The sequence below is a fragment of the Campylobacter concisus genome (assembly GCF_002913945.1).
Lineage (GTDB): Bacteria > Campylobacterota > Campylobacteria > Campylobacterales > Campylobacteraceae > Campylobacter_A > Campylobacter_A concisus_P.
On record NZ_POZK01000001.1, the window covers coordinates 48,703 to 69,710 of the forward strand.

The following is a 21,008-nucleotide window of genomic DNA, read 5'->3' on the forward strand; positions in this document are numbered from 1 at the left end:
CATTATAATGCCATTTATTTAAAAAAATTATTAACTTCCAAATTTTATATTTATTTAAAAAATTCTTATCAAAAACATATAAATTCCGGTTGAAATAACTATGCTAAGAAGGGTATTTTTAAATTTTAAATGCATCAAAATAGCTGTAAAAACTGCTGCTATCTCGCTTAAGCCGTATGGAGACTCGCTAAATTTCGTATCTTTTAAGCCGTAGCAGACCAAAACGACCATTATCATCATACCCATATGCTTCTCAATGGCGTCCAAATAAGGGTTTGACTTATAGTTTCTTAATGCATAAAACGGCGTTGCCCTCGTTATAAAAGTAGCTAGAGCACTTAAAAGCACCGCCACAAAAAGTACCATCTCGTTTGAGCTTACACTTATCAAATTTTATCCTTGAACAAAAGCAAAAATATAAAACAAAGCGCCATTGAGCCAACAAGCACAAATTTAGCTGGAAATAGGCTCACTCCAAGCACGCCAAAAAATGTCGCCGCAAAGAGCACGCGGTAGTTTTTATCATTTTTAAACATTTCAATCACAATAACTATAAAAAGTGCTGTCAAGCTAAACTCAAGCCCTTTTGTATCGGCCTTTATAAAATCACCAAGAAGTGCTCCAAGAAGCGTTCCGGCTGCCCAGTAAGACCAAGAAAGTACATTTAGCCAGGTAAAGACAAAGCTGCGGTCACTCGCCTCTTTTAGCTTTAAATTTTTAAATATGGCAAAGGTCTCATCTGTTAGCAAAGCGATGTTTAAAAGCCTAAATTTGATCCCACTATACTCTTTTAAAAGTGAAATTCCATAAAAAGTATGACGCAAATTTACAAGGTAGCTCACGATAAAGACCTCAACATAGCTCGTGCCAACGCTAAAGAGCGAGAGCATCATAAACTGCGCTGCGCCGCCGTAGGCAAGAGTGCTAAGAACGACGGCGATAAATGCGCTAACGCCCATGCTTTTAGCCAAAATGCCAAAGGCGACACCAAGCGGAAAATAGCCCATAAAGATAGGAATGGATAGTTTAAAAACGTAGTTAAATGTCAAATTTTTGCCTTGATAAAAGCCGAAATGTTAGCAAAATTTGAAAAATTTAGAGTAAAAATGGAGCTAATTTTATAAAATAATAAAAATTTATGGAGCCAAAAGATGAAAAAGATAATTTTAATTTTATTTTGTATTCTTTTTTCTTGGAGTAAAAATTTTGATACCACTAAGCTTGAAAGTGAGTGCGCTTTAAATAACGTAGAAAGTTGCACCGATCTTATATATATATATATATATATATATATATATATATCTATTTTAATAAGAATGAGAGCGATAAAATGGCAGCTATGGCAAACAAGGCCTGTGAGCTAGGCAATCCACATAGCTGTCTATTTTTAGGAAATATATATCTACAAAAAGATACTCTAGCACAGGAGAAAGAAGAAGGGCTTAGCCTTTATAATAAGGCATGTGAATTAAAAAATGCATTTGCCTGCTACACCCTTGCACTCATTTATGAAACTGGAGATACTGGTATACTGCAAGATAAAAATAGAGCAAAAAACTACTATAAAAAAGCCTGCGAGCTTGATTTGGAAGAAGCATGCAGTAGCTTAAAAATTTCTCAGTAACTTTCATTCTTGCTCCTAAAAGCAAAAATTTTAGACGAGATGTGCTAAATTTTTTAGCCTAAATTAATGCGTCTATTTTATCGAGTCCTTGCCTTTTGGCGTTTTATTTAAAAAGTAAAATACCTCAAGCGTAAAAGAAAGCAGTATAAGCCCAACGATAGCTAGAGTCGCGTTCATACTACCTACCTTTTAAGCCCATTTACTATTTCAAGCATCGAGTCACTCGTGGTTATCGCCTTTGAGTTTGCCTCGTACGCACGCTGTCCGGTGATAAGATCAGTCATCTCCTCAACTAGCTGAACGTTACTCATCTCAACAAACCCTTGTCTGATCGTACCAAGTCCGTCAAGTCCTGCCACACCCACCACCACGTTACCGCTAGCACTTGTCTCTAAGTAGTTGTTATCACCCATTGAGTGAAGGCCAGCTGGGTTTATGAAATTTGCTAGCTCAATCTGGCCTATCTGAGCCATCTCTCTCTCGCCTGCTTGGAGCACTGATACGGTGCCATCTGTGCCGATAGAAATTTGCGTTGCATTTGCAGGGACTGTGATCTGAGGGATCAGCTGATAGCCATCGCTATTTACAATCGTGCCGTTTGCATCAAGTTTAAAAGCACCATTTCTAGTATAAGCAGTGGTGCCATCTGGTAGCTGAATCTGAAAAAATCCGTTGCCAGCTATTACCATATCTAGGTTATTGCTGGTCTCTTTAAAATAGCCCTGAGAAAAAATTTTATTTATCGCCGTTGGACGCACGCCAAGACCCACCTCGATACCAGTTGGGCTTGTGGTAGTCTGGCTTGTAGCCGTACCTGCGTACTCCATGACTTGATACATAAGATCAGCAAATTCAGCCCTATTTTTCTTGTATCCATAAGTATTTACGTTTGCAATGTTGTGTGAGGTTACGTCTATCTGCGTCTGCTGGGCTATCATGCCAGTGGCCGCAGTGTAAAGTGATCTCATCATAGTTTTATCCTTTTATTAAGCTTTTAGGGCTAGTTTTTGAACAGCATCTTGGTTAAGATCGCTCATGTGGCTTGTCATAACCTTTTGATACATATCAACTAAGCGCTGGGTTTCTATTAGACCCACCATTTCTAAGACTGGATTTACATTTGACATCTGAGCATATCCTTGCATTACGCTATCAGCTTCATCAAGCTCATTTATGTCGTCAAAATTTCTAGTTTCAAAGAGGTTGTCGCCGACCTTTTTAAGATCTCTTATCTCTCTTGGCTGAGCGATAAAAAATTTAGAAAATTGATTATTATTCGAGTATAAATTTCCATTTTTATCAGCAGTTAGTACCTCGCCTTGTGGTACTTGAATGCCTCTTTGTCCAGGATTTTGTGCCTCATAGCCACTTGGTAAAACCTTATAGCCCTCCTTTGTGACGATATAACCATCACCATCAAGGCTAAAAGAACCGTTTTTGCTAAGTTTTACACCATTTGGGGTATCAACTAAGAAAAATGCGTCGTCTCTTTTTATCGCAAAATCAAGCGTATTTGAGCTGTATTTAAAACCACCAGCACTAAAGTCAGTGTATTCTTCGCTAACTTGTGGCACACGGTTAAGAGTTCTATTTAAAAATTTAGCCCCATCTTTTGTGTGATTTTTAAGTGGAAGCTCATCTTGTGTCTCTTTAAAAATTCTCGCAAAATCTCCGATAACTACGTCATTTCTCTTATAGCCGATCGTATTTACATTTGCAAGGTTATTTGAGATCACATTTAGTCTGTTAAACTGCGTTACCATGCCAGCAGTGGCTTGATAATAACCATTTTGCATACAATTTCCTAGTCAAAATTTGATTGTTTAGAATTTACTAAGCAATCATCGTTCCAACTTTGTTTTTATGCACATTTACAAAATTTGGGTATAATCCACTTTCTTTTAAACAACACTTAAATCACAATTAGACGATTCGAAAGGAAATTTATGAGCGCCGCAAAAGACTCTTTTTCTCAGATAGAAGAGCTTTTTGCTGAAAATGCAAAAGGCTTTTTGACATACGAAAAATTAGTAAAATTATTAGACAAAGCTCCGACTGCTATGATAGTAAAAAAGATAGAACAACTAGCAAAAACAAATAAAGTCCAGCTCATCACATCTGCTGAGGCTGCAAAGCTTAGAAATTTAGCCGATGCTAAAAAACGCCAAGAAAATGCTCAAAAAAGTGATCAAGATATCGACGAAGATCTCGATCTTTCAGGCGAAAGTGACCTTTTAGAGTGGTCAAGATCTGATAGTCCAGTAAGGATGTATCTAAGAGAGATGGGTCAGATCGCACTTCTTACAAAAGATGAAGAGGTAGAGATCAGCAAAAGGATCGAGCTTGGCGAAGATATCATTATCGATGCATTTTGTTCAGTGCCATTTTTGATTGACTTCATACTTGATTATAAAGAGCCGCTTATCAACAGAGAACGCCGTGTAAAAGAGCTTTTTAAGAGCTTTGAAGACGAGAGCGAAAACGAAGAAAATGAAGATAGTGAAGACGATATAGACGAGGAAGATGAAGAGAACGAAGAGAACGAAACTCCTAAAAAATCAGCCAAAAACGATAAACGCGCTGAAAAAGTTATAGAGAGCTTTAAGGCCCTCGAAAAAGCTAAAAAAGAGTGGCTAAAGACCGCAAACAAACAAGATAAAGTTGAGAGCGATGACACAGCTTCAAAGATGACTCTTGCATTTAAAAAGAAAATTTTAAAAGAGAAGCTAATGGATCTTGGCCCAACAAGCAAGTTAATTAGCGAGATCGTAAAATCAATGGAAACAGCACTAAAAAGCGACGACGAATTTGACAGAGAGCTAAAACGCTTGGAGTATCGCCTACCAATGTTTAGCGACGAGCTTAAGAAAAATCACAAAAGCATACTAAAAGATATCATCAAGCTTAGTAAAGAAGAAATCGCAGCTCGTGTGCCAGAAGCTACGATGGTCTCAACTTATGTCGAGATCAAAAAGCTATTTACGACAAAAGAGGCAAGCAAGCAAGGCTTTGATCTTGAACCAACAAGGCTAAAAGAAATTTTAGAGCAGATCAAACGCGGAAAGAAAATTTCTGATGAGGCAAAAGCTAGAATGGCTAAGTCAAATCTCCGTCTAGTCGTAAGTATCGCGAAACGCTATACAAATAGAGGCTTGCCATTTTTAGATCTCATCCAAGAGGGCAACATCGGCCTTATGAAGGCGGTTGATAAATTTGAATACAGAAAAGGTTATAAATTTTCAACCTACGCCACATGGTGGATCCGCCAGGCTATTTCGCGCGCGATCGCTGATCAGGCAAGGACGATCAGGATACCTATCCACATGATAGAGACGATAAATCGTATCAATAAAATAAACCGCAAATACCTCCAAGAAGAGGGAAAAGAGCCTGATGTAAGCGTTATCGCAAAAGAAGTTGGACTAAGCATTGATAAGGTAAAGCAAGTCATCAAAATAACAAAAGAGCCTATCAGCCTCGAAGCCCCTATCGCAAACGAAGAAGACGGTAAATTTGGAGATTTTGTTGAGGATAAAAGCTCACTTTCTCCGATAGAGCAAATTTTAAAAAGTGACCTTAGAGAGCAGATAGATGACGTACTTTCACAGCTAAATGAGCGTGAAAAAGCGGTTATTTCGATGAGATTTGGCTTGCTTGAAGATGAGAGCGACCGCACACTTGAAGAGATCGGCAAGGCCCTAAATGTCACTCGTGAGCGCGTCCGCCAGATAGAAAGCTCAGCTATCAAAAAACTAAAACACCCAAAAGTCGGTAGAAAACTTAAAAACTACATTGAGGGCTAAAAGCCCTTTTCTTTGGATATTTTCCTTAAGACTTTCTCTTTAGCTTTATAAAATTTAAATTTGATAATTTTTAGCAATAAATTTTACTAGCAAAACTACATTAATTTCATTATTGAAAGACTAGATCTAAATTTTATTTAGCCATTAAACCAACTTAAAAATACAAAAAACTTAATATTTTTTAAAGAATAAGGTTAGATAAAAAGAATTTACCGGCGCAAGACCGGTAAAAATTTATTCAGCTAGTAGTTTATCTAGTTTTGCAGCTAAACTCGTAGTATCGTGAGCTTTAGCTAAGCTCGCAGCATGAAGTTTTAAATTTGCTTGTAAATTTTCTTCCAAGCTCTTTGCGATGTCGCTACTATCAAGATTTTCTACGCTATTAGTATTTGCCACACTTCTTGCGGCTAGAGCATTTATGCCTCTAAATACAGCATTTTGTGTTGATCCGATCTCTGAGCGAAGTGAATTTATATTTTTTAAAATTTCACCTGTATTTGAGCCGTCATCTTTTACATTTAAAAGAGCATTTGTGCCCAAATTTATATTTTTTGTACTCTCGCCTGTGAAAAATCCAAGCTCAGCATCAAATACGTTTTTGCCATTAAATTTAGCTTCTTTCACGCTATCATTCATAGCATTTCTTAGTGCGTTGATTTCGCCCTTTATGCCTTTTTGTTCATTTGCTGAGAGAGTAGGATTTGCAAGCTTACTTGAAAGCTCGCCTATTCTATCTGTACTTTTACTTAAATTTAAAAGCGTTGAATCAGCGATTTGAAGCATACCGATCATATCGTTTGCATTTGCCAAACCTTCGTTCAAGACATTTGTTTGTGAAAGCAAACTCTCTGCGATTTGTAAATTTGCACCTGATGCTTTGATCTCGCTATTTGCAGAGATAGCATTTAACGCTTTCTTCTCGCTATTTTTTGCTTGATCTAAATAATAGTTTCCTGAAGCCTGGTTTGCAGTATAAGTTCCTAACTTCATAACAACTCCTTTTTAATAATTCGCTATGGATTCTACTATAAATTATATAAAAAGTTGCAAAATCTCTATAAAATCTATTTTTCTTTACTCTTCTAGCCTCACTGCAACTGATTTTTTATGAGCGGTTAGCCCTTCAGCTTCAGCTAGCTGCATGCATGATTTGCCAAGATGCATGATACCTTTTCTACTCACTGAAATGATCGAACTTCGCTTCATGAAATTTTCAACTCCAAGCGGCGAGTAAAATCTCGCACTTCCGCCAGTTGGTAATGTGTGATTTGGTCCAGCGATATAATCTCCCATCGCTTCAGGCGTAAAGTGTCCAAAAAATATAGCGCCCGCATGAGTCACATCATCGATATAGCTCAAAGCATCGTTTGTAGCGATCTCTAGGTGCTCAACAGCAAGCTCATTCATGAGAGTAAAACACTCTTTTAAATCTTTTGCCACTATTATTGCAGCTTTATTTCTTATGCTTGCACTTGCGATTGGCTCACGTTTTAGTGTCTTTAGCTCATCTTCAATGTGTCTTTGCACCGCTCTTGCAAAAGCCTCTACTGGCGTTATCAAAAATGCGCTTGCGATCTCGTCATGTTCAGCTTGAGAGAGCATATCGATAGCTATGTGGCGAGGATCGGCACTATCATCAGCGATTACGCCTATCTCGCTTGGACCAGCGATCATATCGATATTTACGTCACCATAAACTAGCTTTTTAGCAGTCGCTACGTAGATATTGCCAGGTCCTGTGATGACATCAACTTTTGGCACCGTTTCGGTTCCGTATGCCATCGCTGCGATAGCACTTGCACCGCCTACTTTAAAGGCTGTCTTTATACCACAAAGGTGCATTGCCGCAAGAAGCAAGGTATTTACCTTGCCATTTGGCGCTGGAGTGCACACTACGATCTCTTTTACGCCAGCTACGATCGCTGGGATCGCATTCATAAGAAGCGAGCTAGGATATGCCGCCTTACCACCTGGGATATAAAGGCCAGCGCGGTCAACCGCTGTGTATTTTGCGCCAAGCAAGATGTCATGCTCATCTTTATATGTCCAGTCGCTTGGCTTTGTACGCTCGTGATAGCTTTTTATCCTATCGTGAGCTAAATTTAAAGCTACTCTCAAAGCATTGTCTAGCGAATTATAGGCAGCTTCCATCTCTTTTACATCGATTATTATGTCATTTTTACTTGTGACATTAAATTTATCAAATTTACTTATCTGCGCAAAAAGTGCACTATCGCCATCTTTTCTTATCTCATCTATTATTCCAGCAACCACCGGCATTACAGCACTCATGTCATTATCACTTCGTTTAACAAGCTGTAAAAATTTACTCTCAAAATCAGCGTCACTACTATGAAAAAATTTCATTTATGCTCCTTTAATTTTAATTTTCTCTCATATCTTTGCTTTTGTGTAATGTTACCTAAAATTCCGCCCTGGTGGATGTATAAAATTTGATCCCCAAGCTTATCTAAATTTACAAAAAGCGTGATAAAGCCAACAGGGTCATACACTAGGTCAAATTCCACGCCACTTTTGCAAACCTCTAGCCAAATTTCATAAAGCTCTGGGTATAAATTCCCAAAATGATACTTCTTTGGGGGATTTAAAATTTGCACCTTGCTATTTTTGTCTAGCTCATAAATTTGCTTTTTTAGATAGTCTCCATCCCCCACGCAAGGAGTTGTAAAAACCCTAAGATCGGTATGCTTTGCCAGATAGCATGCACTAGTGCCTGTGCCAGATGGCAAAAATATATCAGGCCTTATGCCACTTTTTTTGCTCCACTCATTTATCTCATTTGCCTGCGTGATAAAGCCAAGCTCGGCTTCACTCTGCGCTACGCCCTCGTTTATAAATAGTGCATTTTGGCTCTTTGCCAGCTCTTTAGCAAATTTCTCACGCTCTTCTTTTACGAAAATTTCCATGCCATTTTCAAGTGCAAATTTGAAATTTCCAACTGGACTTTGCTTTAAATTTGAGTTTAGATGAGAGACGACGTAGTAAAATTTAAGCCCCTTTAGCTTGGCAAAAAGACTTAGACTATACATCGCATTTGACTGGCTTGAGCCGTGAGACACGATGGCTTTGATGCCGCCAAGATCAGCCTTTAGAAAATACTCTAGCTTTCTTGCTTTGTTGCCGTTAAACTCGCCTAACAGATCATCTCTTAAAAGCCAAAATTCTCGACCTCTTAAGCAAATTTTATCAATCACCCTTAAACTCCAAAAATTTCTCTATCTCGTTGATAGCCTCTTTGTTTGAGAGTGAAAATTTGATCTCGATGCGCCTTGAAGCGTCCTTGTCCTCGGCTCCGTCTTTAAAAACTAGCTCGTTGTAGCTTCGCCCGCTTGCAACAAGCAACTTTCTAAGGCGAGTATCACCATCAAATGAATTTATAAACTCCATCACCGCGTAAGCTCTTTTTTGTGAAAGCTCTAAGTTATAAATGTAACTTCCGTCACTATCTGTAAAACCTTCGATTATGATTTGATCAATATTTGATGCAATATCTTTATCATTTAAAAGTACGTCAAAATACTTACCAAGTGTCGCCTTTAGCTCCTCTTTGACCTCTTCTTTTAGGACCGCACTTCCTTTATCAAAAAGTACTGAGGAGCTAAGCTTTAGCGCGCCTGAGTTTGGATCGATCTCGATGCTCGATCCTAGCCTATCTTTTAGAGCTGAGATCACTTTTACCCTTATGCCAGTTAGGTTTTTGACTCTGTCACGAGTGACGTTTAGATCCCTTAAAAGCTCGTCATATCTAGCCTCTCTTTGGCTTACTTGCTCGAGCAAAAAGGCGATCTTGGCTAAATTTTTCTCGCTACTTTCATTTGCGTCGCTTAGCGCTCTATCTTTTGATGAAATTTCATCATTTAGCACGATCATCTTTTGATTTAGATCAAAAATGCTAGCATTTAGCTCTTTTATGCTCGCATTTGCGTCCTTATTTTCGTTTATGAGCTGGGCTAGTTTTTCTTTTAGGGCGTCTATTTGGATGACAAAAATTTCATTTGATTTTTTTAAATTTATGTTTTCGTCGCTTATCTTTGAAAGCTCACTTTTTAGAGCGTCATTTAGCTCTTCGAGAGTGAAATTCTTACCCTGGGCGTCTTTTAAATTTGCTAGCGCTGCGATGATGGCTTGCTCTTTATTTTCAAGAGTGTTTTGAGTTAGGACGTATTTTACGACGACAGCGCCTATTAGCAGCATAAAAACAAAGAGCAGACCCGCCATCAAGTCTGCGTACGAAACCCAAAAGCTCGATTGATCCTCGTTATTTTTGTTTATTTTCATTGCACTAGATTTTCGATTTTTTCTATTACAGAATTTGCTTCTTTGTCGATCTCGTCTATGTTCTTCTTAAGCTCAGCAATGAGGCTCTCGCGCTCTTTTTCACGCTCCAAGCTCCTGCCCTCTTGCTCGTAGGCTGCCTTAAATATCGTCGCACTCTCCACGAGTGAGGCTCTAAATGCCTTTAACGCCTCGTTTTGCTCTTTCATCAAAGAGAGAGAAAATTCTTTTAAAATGGCGTCAAAGCTCTTTATAGTCTGCTCAAATTTAAGCTGGCTCTCTTTTGTGGCGTTTAAATTTCTGCTAAAAATCTCGCCAAGCTTTGCATGCTCGGTTAAAATTTTAACCTCCATATCTTTAAAGGCGTTAGAAAACGCGCCAACTGCCTTTAGTATATCGGAGTGGATCTTTACAAATTCATCTTGTTTTAGCCCAGATTCATTTAGCATTTTTAAACTTGCGCTAAGTTCTGCTTTGCTTTGATTGATGATATTTTTTTCAACCTCACAAAGCTCTTTTAGACTGTTAAATTTCTCATTTGTCTGCTCGCTTAGCTCTTTTATAAATTTATCATCAAGCACCATTTTAAAAGCATCGTGACTATCTTTAAAGTAGCCTACACTTACTTTCATGAAATTTGCATTTAGTTCATTTTCTTGCCAGAAAAACTCTCGGCTTAGCTCTTTTTGCTCGCTATAAAATCTCTCAAATTTACTAATGCCGATCTTTTCAAAAAACATCCACCAAAGCGCTAAAAATATGCCATATATCGATACATAAAACGCCGTAGCTACGCCATTTAGCAGTATAGCGATCTCTTTTTCAAGTCCGTTTGCAGTGCTTGAGCTAAAGCTTGGCATAGAGATAGCGATACTGATAAATGTGCCCAAAATTCCAAGCATAGGAAAGACTGCTTGGCCGATGTTTGCTAGGTTGTCATTTATAAAATTTCTTGTGTAACTCTCAAAAAAATCTTCAAATTTAGCGTTTGCCTTTTTGACGCTTGAGATTTCAAAGAGATGAGCGATGATAAATTCTTTTAGCCTTATCTTGTAGTCTTTGGCATTTGCTAAGAAATTTGAGTAAGCGACCAAAGCACTGTGGCGTGAAAATACAAAAGCGACAAAGAGTATAACGCCCATCATCACGATGGTGTGAAGTTTCATCTGAAAATTTATAACGCCAAGATATGCAAGGATGGCCAAGACATAGATAGCTAAAGGGATAAAGATAACTTTAAAAAAGACAAAGAAAGAGTGAGCTTGGCGCTCTTTTGGCACACTTAGCTCACTAAAATCATTTTGATTTTGCATAGGATTAGTTCCTATTTAGGCAGTTTAAGTCGCTAAAAGCAGTCTGAAGACGCTTAACCATGCTCTCCTCGCCGCTTCTTAGCCATTTCCTTGGGTCGTAGTATTTTTTATTTGGCTTATCATCGCCCTCTGGGTTACCAATCTGGCCTTGCAAGTATGCTCTATTTTTGGCCTCATACTCGCGTACTCCGTCCCAAAATGCCCACTGCGTATCTGTATCAATGTTCATCTTGATAACGCCGTAGCTCACAGCATTTTTGATATCTTTTAGCTCGCTACCACTACCGCCATGAAATACAAAATTTACTGGCTTGTCGCTTTTTGTATTAAATTTCTTAGCGACATAGGCTTGTGAGTTTTTAAGAATTTCTGGTCTTAGCACAACATTGCCCGGTTTATAAACGCCGTGAACGTTGCCAAAACTAGCCGCAATGCTAAATTTATCACTTATTTTGCTTAGTCTTTCATAAGCAAGCGCGACATCTTCTGGCTGAGTGTAAAGAAGTGCGTTATCAACACTTGTGTTATCTACGCCATCTTCTTCGCCGCCAGTGACGCCAAGCTCGATCTCTAGGCTGATACCAAGCTCGCTAAGCTCTTTTAGATATTTCTCGCATGTGCTTAAATTTTCGTTGATATTCTCTTCGCTAAGATCAAGCATGTGAGAGCTAAAAAGTGGCACGCCGTGAGTTTTTTTATACTCATGACTTGCTTTTACTAGCTCATCTATCCAAGGTAAGAGCTTTCTAGCAGCGTGGTCAGTGTGTAAAATGACTGGCACGCCGTAAGCCTGGGCAAGCAAATGAACATGCTTTGCTCCAGCGATCGCACCAAGAACGGCTGCGTTTTCGCAGGCTTTACCAGCGTAAAAACCTGCACCGCCATTACTAAACTGAACGATAACAGGCGAGTTAGCAACCTTTGCCGCTTCTAAAACAGCATTTACTGAATCACTGCCTACGACATTTACAGCAGGTATTGCAAAACCTTGCTCTTTGGCATAAGCATAAAGTTTTGTTACATCATCTCCGCTTAAAACACCAGGTTTTACGATATCTAAAACGCCCATTTTATCCTCCAAATTTTATTTGTATTCTATCTTTGCTTTTTGGCGTAGAGCTTCACTTTTTTGTCTAACAGCAGCTTGGAATTTCTCCATTTTTACAGCTTGCTCGATCTCTGGTTTTGCTTGCTCAAAGCTTACAGTACCAGCAGCTTTGCCATCTTCTTTTAAGATAACATGGTAGCCAAACTGAGTTTTAACTGGTTTTGTTGAAACTGTGCCATTAGCCATTGAAAATGCTGCGTCTGCAAAAGGTTTTACCATTTGGCTTTGACCAAACCAGCCAAGCTCGCCACCGTGTGCTGCTGAGCCTTTGTCGATTGATTTTTGGCTTGCTAGCTCTGCAAATTTCTTTGTTAATGCCTCACCTTTTAAATTTTTAAGTTGAGCGATGATGTCGTTTGCTGTTTTTTCATCTTCAACCAGGATATGCCTTGCTTTTGCTTGAGCTGGCTCGTTCATGCTTGCTTTATTTTTATTGTAAAAATCTTTTAGTTCGCTATCGCTTACTTTGATACCGTCAAATAGTTTTCTCATATAAAGCTCAACCGCGATGCCTTCTTGCGCTGCTTTTACAGCTTTGATGTACTCTACATCTTTTTCGATACCGCTAGACTTAGCATCTTTTAAAAGAAGTTTTCTATTTATTAGATCGTCGATTATACGTTTTTTCTCATTTGGTTGAAGCTTGCTAGCGTCAAATCCTGGCATAGCTGCTGATAAAAGGCTTGAAATATCGCTATCGCTTATAGCATCACCATCAACTGTTGCAACTACTGCTGCATTTAGAGTAACAGCTGCCGCTAAACTTAAAACTGCTGGAAACAAAAATTTTTTCATACAAATCCTTTAAAAAATTGATTTTCGGGGACGATTATAGCAAATAATGCTATAACTTTTCGTTTAATATACAATTTTAGGTAAAATAACCAAATGAGAACAAAAAAAGATATTTTAGAGATAAAAAGAAGACTTTTGGATGAGTTTAAGGACGCCAAAAGCGAGCTTCAGTTTAGAAATTTATACGAGTTACTCGTTTGCGTCATGCTCTCAGCTCAGTGCACTGACAAAAGAGTAAATTTAATAACTCCAGCTTTATTTGAAGCGTATAAAGATGTCTATGAGCTAGCTAGCGCAAATTTAGCGAGTCTAAAACTCATGATAAACTCGTGCAGCTTTTTTAATAACAAAGCGGCAAATTTAATCAAAATGGCAAACAGCGTGGTTGAGCTTTATAATGGAGAAATCCCGCTTGATGAAGAGAAGCTAAAAGCGCTTGCTGGAGTTGGACAAAAGACCGCTCATGTCGTGCTTTTAGAAGCTACAAATGCAAATGTTATGGCTGTTGATACGCACGTTTTTAGAGTAGCGCATAGACTTGATCTTAGCCATGCAAAAACGCCAGAAGCCACTGAAGCTGATCTTAGCCATGCCTTTAAAACAGATCTTGGTAAGCTTCATCAAGCCATGGTGCTCTTTGGACGTTACACCTGTAAAGCCAAAAAACCGCTTTGCCATGAGTGTATCTTAAATGATCTTTGTAACAGCAAGGACAAGATTATTTAATTTTTTCAAGCTTTGCTAGAAAATTTTTAGCATCTATAAAGCCGATAGTTCTAAGAAATTTTAGCTCATCGCCACCATTAAATAGCAAGAGTGCAGGCGGATCAATAAGCCCAAAATTTCTTAGCATCTCATCATTTTGTGATCCACCATTTGTTACATCGATACGAATAAGTGCAAAATTTGCCAAAGCATCCATAACATCACTATCTTTAAAAGTGTTCTTTTCTATCTCTTTGCAGCTTACACACCAATCAGCATAAAAATCTACTAGAACGGGCTTCTTTGAGTTTTTTATTATCTCATTTAGTTCATCTAAATTTTTAACGGAATTAAATTTTAACGCGCTATCACTTTTTGCCAAATTTAGTCCAGAAAGCGGAGAAAAAGCCTCCTTTGAGCCCAAAAATGAACCAACTATTAGCATAACTGAATATATAAAAACCAAGATAAAAAACGCTTTTTTAAACTTAGTCCAGCTTTGCTCTGCTACTTCAAATGCCCCAAAATAAACTGCCATAAAAACGCCTATAATGCCATATCCTAATAGCTCAAAAAATTCTCCGAGCACACGTGCAAGGATCCAAATCGCCATGATGAGCATCAAAAAACCAAAGATTTTTTTCACTTCATCCATCCAACTACCAGGTTTTGGCAAGAGCTTTCCAGAGCTTAGTCCGATAATAAGCAGCGGCACACCCATGCCAAGCCCCATGACAAAAAGCATAATGCCACCATAAAAGATATTTCCACTTTGAGCGATATAAAGAAGTGCGCCCGCTAATGGTGCTGCAACGCAAGGTGATACGATGAGAGCTGAGGCAAAACCCATAATAAAAATTCCAACATAGCCTGAGCTATTTTGCGATTTTTTACTTATCAAATTTTCAAATTTTGCTGGCAATTTTATATCATAAAATCCAAACATACTAAAGCTTAGAATAACAAAAATGGCTGCAAAAGCACCAAGTACATAGATGTTTTGCAAAGCTCCTGCGATACCAAAACCAAGTAGGCTAGCTGCAACTCCAGCTAGTGCATAAGCTAGGCTCATCGCGACAACATAAATGAATGATAATAAAAAGCCTTTTTTTGCATTTAAATTAGCACCCTTTGAGACGATTATACTTGAAAGTATCGGTATCATCGGAAAGACGCAAGGTGTTAGTGAAAGCAAGAGACCATAACCAAAAAAAGTAAGAAGTGAGATAAAGAAATTTTTATCTCCAAGCCCATTTGCAATATCTTGCTCGCTAGAAAATTCTTCAGCAAAGCTGTCGGCATCGTTTTTTTGCTCTTTTTTAAAAGTGGCGATGCTAAATTTTCCAGCTTGGTCAGTTATCTCATAAATTTTACTTTGTGGACGGTAGCAAATGCCGTTTTTAGCACAGCCTTGATAGTTAATGTCAAGTATTGCTTTGCCATTTGAAAGATTTTCTTTTACTAAATTTAATGGGATAAAAATCGAAAAATCTTTTGGATAAATTTCATATTCTCCCGTATTTTCACTACTTGGCAAATTTAATAGCTCATTTATCTTTTTGCCAGCTAGCTTAATCTCAAAACTCTCTTTATAAAGATAGATATTTTCACCAAAGTTAAACTTCACTTCAACATTTTGACTATCAACGCTTGGAGTTAAAACAAAGGCTTTGCTAACATCTAAAACCTCGGCAAAAAGCGAGCCTGCAAATAAAATAATCGAAAAAAGAAATTTTAAAAACATACTAATCCTTGCTAAATTAAAAAAGATGATTTTAGTCTAAATTCTTAAATTTATTCTATTTTATTGTAAAATCGTGAAAATATGTGAAATTTTAAAGGAGCAAAGATGTCAAAAGACAAAAAACACCAAAAAAGTGAGAAACTTGGCTACGAGGAAGAGCTTAGACTGCTTCAAATTGAACTTTTAAAATTTCAAAATTACGTAAAAGAAAAAGGCCTTAGAGTACTTATGCTAATGGAAGGGCGCGACGCAGCCGGTAAAGGCGGAACGATAAAACGCTTAACCGAGCATCTAAATCCAAGAGGTTGCCGTATAGTAGCGCTTGCTAAGCCAAGTGATGTCGAAAAAACGCAGTGGTATTTTCAAAGATATGTGACTCATCTACCAAGTGCCGGAGAGATCGTGATCTTTGATAGAAGCTGGTACAATAGAGCTGGCGTTGAGCCAGTGATGGGCTTTTGCACGCAAGAAGAGCATAAGGAATTTTTACGTGAAGTGCCAAAATTTGAAGAGATGATCATAAACTCTGGCATAATTTTCTTTAAAATTTATCTTTCAATCACAAAAGATGAGCAGAAAAAACGCTTCAAAGAGAGGCAAAATGATCCGTTAAAGCAATTTAAAATTTCACCCGTTGATCAAAAAGCACAAGAGCTTTGGGATCAATACTCTATTGCCAAATATTCTATGCTTCTTGCCTCTCACAATAGCATTTCGCCATGGGTTATCGTCTCAAGTGATAACAAAAAAGAAGCTAGGCTAAATGTCTTTAAATTTATCCTAAGTCACGTTGAATATCCAAAAAAGATAAATGACTACTTAGAATTTGACAAAAATGTCGTAAGAGACGGAAGTGAAGAGATAAAACGCATAGAAGAAGGGCTGAATAAAGATAAGTTAAAGAGTATCGATTAGAGAATTTTTAACTTCTAGCTGGCGATTTGCTTAGATTTGCTAGCTAAATTTTTAAGCCCACCACATTACTTTTGCTAAAACGACCATTATTAGGCAAAGTACTAGAGCTATTAAATGTGAAAATTTGCCAAATGGATCAGACTTTTTTAAAATAATGACATTAAAAACAGAGATAAAAGTTACAAGGCACATTATGAGTAAAACAAAAATTTTTACAAGCAGTAGCTTTTGAAAGTTGCTTTGCCACCAACCAAGCTCGCCTCCAAAATAGTCTTTTGCCATATAAGCGCCACTTATTAAAAGCAATAAAAATGCTGTGCCAAAAACCTTTGCGCTGCCTTTTGTGTAGGCCTTTTTAACTATTTCAAGGGTTTTATCATCAACCGTTTTTTTAGCAAATGGATATATGCAAACATCGAAAAATACGTATCCTATAAATACAATGGCACAAATTAAATGAGTAATCAAAAAAAATAAGTACATTTTTTAGCCTTTTTGTTTGGCATTATATAAATTTTAACTATCTAAACTGCTTGTTTTGAATCAATTTTAAGAATTTATGAAGATAATTTTATAAAAGAGCAAGGCAAGCGCCCTGCTCTAGGAGTTTTACTCGACTTCAGCGTCTATAACGTCGTCGTCTTTTTTATTATTTCCGCCGTTTGCTCCAGCGTTTTCATCTTTTTTATACATAGCTTCTGCTAGTTTATGGCTAGCTTTGCTTAGAGCTTCTACTTTTGCATCGATTTGCTCTTTTGAAGAATTTTCATCTTTTAAGACCTCTTTTAGATCGTTTAGCGCAGCTTCGATGTTACTTCTATCCTCAGCTGGGACTTTCTCGCCAAGCTCGCTCATACTCTTTTCAGTTTGATGAACTAGTGCATCGGCTTGGTTTCTAGCTTCAACTGCGTCTTTGCGTTTTTTGTCCTCTTCTTTATGGAGCTCAGCATCTTTTACCATGTTGTTTATCTCTTCTTCGCTTAAGCCGCTTGATCCAGAGATGGTAATATTTTGAGCTTTACCAGTCGCTTTATCTTTTGCTGAAACGGTTAAAATTCCGTTTGCGTCGATGTCAAATTCGACTTCTATTTGAGGTACGCCTCTTGGAGCTGCTGGGATGCCTTCGAGGTTGAAATTTCCAAGTGATTTATTATCCCTTGCAAACTCACGCTCACCTTGTAAAACCATGATAGTAACGGCACTTTGGTTATCTTCAGCAGTTGAGAAGACTTGACTCTTCTTAGTTGGTATAGTTGTACCTTTTTCAATGATCTTTGTCATCACACCGCCAAGTGTCTCGATACCAAGGCTAAGTGGAGTAACGTCAAGAAGTAGCACGTCTTTTACGTCGCCTTTTATAACCGCACCTTGGATAGCAGCACCGATAGCTACGACTTCATCAGGGTTTACACTCTTATTTAGCTCTTTGCCAAATGCTTTTTTAACCTCTTCTTGAACAAGTGGCACACGAGTTGAACCACCGACCATTACGATCTCTTTGACGTCGCTCTTGCTTAGGCCTGCATCTTTGATGACCTCGTTTATCTTAATGATAGTCTCGGCCACAAGTGAGTCGATCATACCTTCAAATTTAGCGCGAGTTAACTTTTTAACAAGGTGTTTTGGGCCAGTCGCATCAGCTGTGATAAATGGTAAATTTATCTCAGTCTCTTGAGCTGAGCTTAGCTCTTTTTTAGCATTTTCAGCAGCTTCTTTTAAGCGTTGAAGTGCCATGATATCGCCTTTTAGATCGATACCAGTTTCGTTTTTAAACTCGCTTACAAGCCAGTCGATGATCTTGTTATCGAAGTCATCGCCACCCAAGAATGCGTTACCGCCAGTTGCCAAAACTTCAACGATGTTATCGCCAGTTTCAAGCACTGTAACGTCAAATGTACCACCACCTAGGTCGTAAACTAAAATTTTCTCAGCCTCTTTTTTATCAAGACCATAAGCAAGTGCTGCAGCTGTTGGCTCGTTGATGATACGAAGTACGTTTAGTCCTGCGATCGTTCCAGCCTCTTTTGTAGCTTTTCTTTGGCTATCATTAAAGTAAGCTGGCACAGTAATAACCGCATCTGTTACCTTCTCTCCAAGGTATGCTTCAGCGTCTTCTTTTAGTTTGATAAGAATTTTTGCTGAAATTTCTTGTGGAGTGTAAACCTTACCAGCGATCTCAACCGCGCAAGCGCCGTTTCTATCTACGACGTGATATGGCAAGCGAGCCTTTGCCTCTTCAGCATTTTTTTCATTGCTCATCAAACCCATGATACGTTTGATAGAATATATCGTTTTTTCAGGGTTTGTAACTGCTTGACGTTTTGCAACGTCACCTACTAGAATTTCACCTTTGTCTGTGAAAGCAACAACTGATGGAGTCGTGTTTTTGCCCTCTTTGTTTGGGATAACTTTGCTCTCGCCACGCTCAAAAACGCTCACACAAGAGTTTGTTGTACCTAAGTCTATACCTATAACTTTTGACATATTTTTCCTTTTTATTAGATTTTATTTTTATAAATTTAGTTTGCCACGCTGACCATAGCTGGGCGTAAAACCCTACCATTTATCATATAGCCTTTTTGCAAAGCCTGCACGATTTGACCACTCTCTTTCTCCTCGCTATCGACCTTTAAAACGGCATTATGCACGCTTGGATCAAACTCAGTATCAGTTGGTATCTCGCTTACGCCATGCTTTTCAAAGCATTTTTTAAACTGATTTATAGTTATCAAAATGCCCTCTTTGATCTTTTTAGCAAATTCATCATCCTCTGGATCAAAATTTGCAGCAATCTCAAGAGCATCGATGACTGGCAGCAGGTCCCTAGCGAATTTCTCATTTGCATAGTTTGCAACGTCCGTCTTCTCTTTTTCATAACGCTTTTTCATGTTTTCAAACTCAGCATTTGCTCTATAATATTTATCAGTTATTTCTCCGAGCTCTTTTTCAAGTTTTTCAACCTTTGAAATATCGCCAAGCGCGTCCAAATTTACGCTATCATTAGCTAGTTCTTGCACAGGCTCAACCTCAGGTAGGTTTTGCTCTTTTACCTCTTCGCTCACGCAGCCTCCTTTATTAGATTTATAAATTTTACATAGTCAGTATAAATACTGCCAGCACAGATCATCTGTGCTTCGTTGCCAAGATAGTTTGTACTAAATTTGAGCCCCATAAAATTTTCATCAAACATAGGAGAAAATGTAAGTTTCTCATCCATTTGTAAACTAAAACTTGGGTCAAAAACCATCTTAAAGCGTCTATCCTTAAACATATCAAAGGCTAAAATTTCATTTTCTTGGAAGTAAATTTTAGTCCTTTTAAGCTCTCTTATTTTACTTTTTAGTTCGCTTAAACCAACTTGAGAGCAGATGAGCTCAAGCTTGTTTAAACTAACTCCAGCAAGATTACTTAAAAATTTATACATCCTAGCATCAAATTTAATAACGATCTCATCTTCACCAAAATTTAAGATCATATATCTATCATTTAAATTTAAAATTTCTAGCAATTCATTATCGATTGTACCAAAAATCATACAATAAAGCTCAAATTCATCGCATAACTTTTTCAATCCTTCGGCGTCATTTATCTCTAAATTTATATCACTTATAGCAAAAATTTCACTCCAATATCTTCTCATCGCAGCGATTGTTGGGATCCTACCACCACTAATGTGAAGCTTTGTAATCTCACCCTCATCTGAAAGCTTTTTGAAATAAACGCGTATCGTAGAAGCCGGAATAGCCGCGCTCATACGAGAGCCAAGCTCATTTGAACCAATAGGCATATTATCCTGCAAATAAGCCTCAATGATAGAATTTAGTATCAAATCACGTTTATTTGTTTTACTCACTTTTAGCACTCTTTCTTTTTAATTGCTAAGCGGATTATACAACTTTAGTTTATCAATGTCAAGTATTTAAGTTAAAATAATTTATTTATGTATCTTTAGTCTATATAACTAAGCTTATTTAATATTAATTGTATAAGCCTTTCCGAAAATAAAATTACAAAAAATAATTAAACAAACTTAAAAGTCTTTTATATTACCTCTACGTTCTAATATTTTTATACGTTTTTACGTACTAATATAATTATTTATAGTATAATATATAATATATTTTAATTTATTTATACGTATTTCTATTATTTATATATTATTTTATGTATATTTAATAAAATAATCCGTATAATACTTTAATGATTGAAACAAGTGATATATTTAATTTGCTTCACAATGCAGTTGAGGCAAAAAATATCGGTAAGAAAATTTCACAAGCAAAAATGGCAGAAGAGCTTGGTGTACCAATGAGAACATATCAAGATTGGAGGCTTGGCAACTCAAAGCCGCAAGCTGCTGCTGCAGTTTGTAAACTACTTTGTGAGCTTGACGACGATGAAATATTATTTGTTATCAATAAGATGAGAAAGTTATTAGGAAAATAGATGGAAAATTTGACACAAAAAGAGAGAATAGACCTTGAGAGCGTGTTTGCAGCTATCTGCACTAAGAAAGAGCCTAAATTTTTAGGTTTCTATAAAGACTTTTACTCAAGTGCGATTTTAAAATTTTACGTAGTTAAAGACAGAATTAAAAAAATAAAAATCAAGAAAAATTAGTTTTATATTATTTGAGTAGAAAAATATTTTTTGCTACATTTAAAGATTAATAATTTAGATAAATTCTCCTTAAATATTGACTTTA

22 protein-coding genes are annotated in these 21,008 nt (G+C 37.4%); 6 read left to right on the forward strand and 16 right to left on the reverse strand.

Annotated features, from left to right (window positions below; all coding sequences use genetic code 11):
• Positions 1-54 precede the first annotated feature (54 nt).
• Together CYP64_RS00265 and CYP64_RS00270 are read right to left on the reverse strand one after the other, a co-directional pair.
• Positions 55-390 (reverse strand): branched-chain amino acid transporter permease, encoded by a 336-nt coding sequence (locus CYP64_RS00265; RefSeq protein ID WP_103648244.1) that lies wholly within the window; start codon positions 388-390, stop codon positions 55-57.
• A complete protein-coding gene (locus CYP64_RS00270) occupies positions 387-1,049 on the reverse strand; it encodes an AzlC family ABC transporter permease (protein WP_103648245.1) in 663 nt (220 codons plus the stop codon). The genes CYP64_RS00265 and CYP64_RS00270 overlap by 4 nt, the downstream gene beginning before the upstream one ends.
• A gap of 281 nt (positions 1,050-1,330) precedes the next feature.
• Here CYP64_RS00270 and CYP64_RS00280 point away from each other — a divergent pair, with 281 nt between their 5' ends.
• Positions 1,331-1,624: a tetratricopeptide repeat protein gene (locus CYP64_RS00280; RefSeq protein ID WP_103648247.1), complete on the forward strand. Its 294-nt coding sequence runs from the start codon at positions 1,331-1,333 to the stop codon at positions 1,622-1,624.
• A gap of 182 nt (positions 1,625-1,806) precedes the next feature.
• Here CYP64_RS00280 and flgG read toward each other — a convergent pair whose 3' ends face one another.
• Together flgG and CYP64_RS00295 are read right to left on the reverse strand one after the other, a co-directional pair.
• Entirely contained in the window at positions 1,807-2,595 is a 789-nt protein-coding gene (flgG, locus tag CYP64_RS00290) for a flagellar basal-body rod protein FlgG (RefSeq protein WP_021091447.1), read from the reverse strand.
• Between the two features lie 15 nt (positions 2,596-2,610).
• Positions 2,611-3,420 carry a flagellar hook-basal body protein gene (locus tag CYP64_RS00295; protein WP_103648248.1) on the reverse strand — a complete coding sequence of 270 codons (810 nt, stop codon included), beginning with the start codon at positions 3,418-3,420 and terminating at the stop codon, positions 2,611-2,613.
• A gap of 150 nt (positions 3,421-3,570) precedes the next feature.
• Here CYP64_RS00295 and rpoD point away from each other — a divergent pair, with 150 nt between their 5' ends.
• Positions 3,571-5,427, forward strand: coding sequence for an RNA polymerase sigma factor RpoD (rpoD, locus tag CYP64_RS00300; RefSeq protein ID WP_103648249.1), 1,857 nt, complete (start codon positions 3,571-3,573; stop codon positions 5,425-5,427).
• Positions 5,428-5,661: 234 nt separating this feature from the next.
• Here the strand turns inward: rpoD and CYP64_RS00305 are convergent, their stop codons facing one another.
• From CYP64_RS00305 to CYP64_RS00335, 7 genes are all read right to left on the reverse strand, one after another.
• Positions 5,662-6,417 (reverse strand): flagellin, encoded by a 756-nt coding sequence (locus CYP64_RS00305; protein WP_181001658.1) that lies wholly within the window; start codon positions 6,415-6,417, stop codon positions 5,662-5,664.
• Between the two features lie 84 nt (positions 6,418-6,501).
• Positions 6,502-7,794, reverse strand: a complete 1,293-nt coding sequence (gene hisD, locus CYP64_RS00310) for a histidinol dehydrogenase (RefSeq protein WP_103648250.1) — start codon at positions 7,792-7,794, stop codon at positions 6,502-6,504.
• The gene (locus CYP64_RS00315; RefSeq protein WP_103648251.1) at positions 7,791-8,642 is read right to left on the reverse strand and encodes a pyridoxal-phosphate dependent enzyme; all 852 of its coding nucleotides are present in this window, start codon (positions 8,640-8,642) and stop codon (positions 7,791-7,793) included. The genes hisD and CYP64_RS00315 overlap by 4 nt, the downstream gene beginning before the upstream one ends.
• Entirely contained in the window at positions 8,635-9,726 is a 1,092-nt protein-coding gene (locus CYP64_RS00320; RefSeq protein WP_103648252.1) for an OmpA family protein, read from the reverse strand. The genes CYP64_RS00315 and CYP64_RS00320 overlap by 8 nt, the downstream gene beginning before the upstream one ends.
• Positions 9,723-11,036, reverse strand: coding sequence for a MotA/TolQ/ExbB proton channel family protein (locus tag CYP64_RS00325; protein ID WP_103648253.1), 1,314 nt, complete (start codon positions 11,034-11,036; stop codon positions 9,723-9,725). Before CYP64_RS00325 ends, CYP64_RS00320 begins: the two co-directional genes overlap by 4 nt.
• Positions 11,037-11,040: 4 nt before the next feature.
• Positions 11,041-12,105, reverse strand: a complete 1,065-nt coding sequence (gene fbaA, locus CYP64_RS00330) for a class II fructose-bisphosphate aldolase (protein WP_021091432.1) — start codon at positions 12,103-12,105, stop codon at positions 11,041-11,043.
• Between the two features lie 15 nt (positions 12,106-12,120).
• Positions 12,121-12,939 carry a peptidylprolyl isomerase gene (locus tag CYP64_RS00335; protein ID WP_103648254.1) on the reverse strand — a complete coding sequence of 273 codons (819 nt, stop codon included), beginning with the start codon at positions 12,937-12,939 and terminating at the stop codon, positions 12,121-12,123.
• A 93-nt stretch (positions 12,940-13,032) separates the two neighbouring features.
• Between CYP64_RS00335 and nth the strand changes: the two genes are divergently transcribed.
• Positions 13,033-13,665, forward strand: coding sequence for an endonuclease III (gene nth, locus CYP64_RS00340; protein WP_103648255.1), 633 nt, complete (start codon positions 13,033-13,035; stop codon positions 13,663-13,665).
• On the opposite strand, the gene dsbD is transcribed toward nth, so the two are convergent.
• A complete protein-coding gene (gene dsbD / locus CYP64_RS00345) occupies positions 13,658-15,388 on the reverse strand; it encodes a protein-disulfide reductase DsbD (protein WP_103648256.1) in 1,731 nt (576 codons plus the stop codon). The genes nth and dsbD overlap by 8 nt on opposite strands.
• 105 nt (positions 15,389-15,493) lie before the next feature.
• On the opposite strand from dsbD, the gene ppk2 reads away from it, so the two are divergent.
• Positions 15,494-16,303: a polyphosphate kinase 2 gene (ppk2, locus tag CYP64_RS00350; protein WP_021091543.1), complete on the forward strand. Its 810-nt coding sequence runs from the start codon at positions 15,494-15,496 to the stop codon at positions 16,301-16,303.
• Positions 16,304-16,354: 51 nt separating this feature from the next.
• Here ppk2 and CYP64_RS00355 read toward each other — a convergent pair whose 3' ends face one another.
• From CYP64_RS00355 to CYP64_RS00370, 4 genes are all read right to left on the reverse strand, one after another.
• The gene (locus CYP64_RS00355) at positions 16,355-16,786 is read right to left on the reverse strand and encodes a trehalose-6-phosphate synthase (protein WP_103648257.1); all 432 of its coding nucleotides are present in this window, start codon (positions 16,784-16,786) and stop codon (positions 16,355-16,357) included.
• Between the two features lie 126 nt (positions 16,787-16,912).
• Positions 16,913-18,787 (reverse strand): molecular chaperone DnaK, encoded by a 1,875-nt coding sequence (gene dnaK, locus CYP64_RS00360; RefSeq protein WP_103648258.1) that lies wholly within the window; start codon positions 18,785-18,787, stop codon positions 16,913-16,915.
• Positions 18,788-18,822: 35 nt separating this feature from the next.
• Entirely contained in the window at positions 18,823-19,365 is a 543-nt protein-coding gene (grpE, locus tag CYP64_RS00365) for a nucleotide exchange factor GrpE (protein WP_103648259.1), read from the reverse strand.
• Positions 19,362-20,156, reverse strand: a complete 795-nt coding sequence (locus CYP64_RS00370; protein ID WP_103648308.1) for an HrcA family transcriptional regulator — start codon at positions 20,154-20,156, stop codon at positions 19,362-19,364. Before CYP64_RS00370 ends, grpE begins: the two co-directional genes overlap by 4 nt.
• Before the next feature lie 347 nt (positions 20,157-20,503).
• Here CYP64_RS00370 and CYP64_RS00375 point away from each other — a divergent pair, with 347 nt between their 5' ends.
• A complete protein-coding gene (locus tag CYP64_RS00375; RefSeq protein WP_072594609.1) occupies positions 20,504-20,749 on the forward strand; it encodes a DNA-binding protein in 246 nt (81 codons plus the stop codon).
• Positions 20,750-20,923 (forward strand): hypothetical protein, encoded by a 174-nt coding sequence (locus tag CYP64_RS09905; RefSeq protein ID WP_021091517.1) that lies wholly within the window; start codon positions 20,750-20,752, stop codon positions 20,921-20,923. It begins immediately after the preceding gene.
• Positions 20,924-21,008 lie beyond the last annotated feature (85 nt).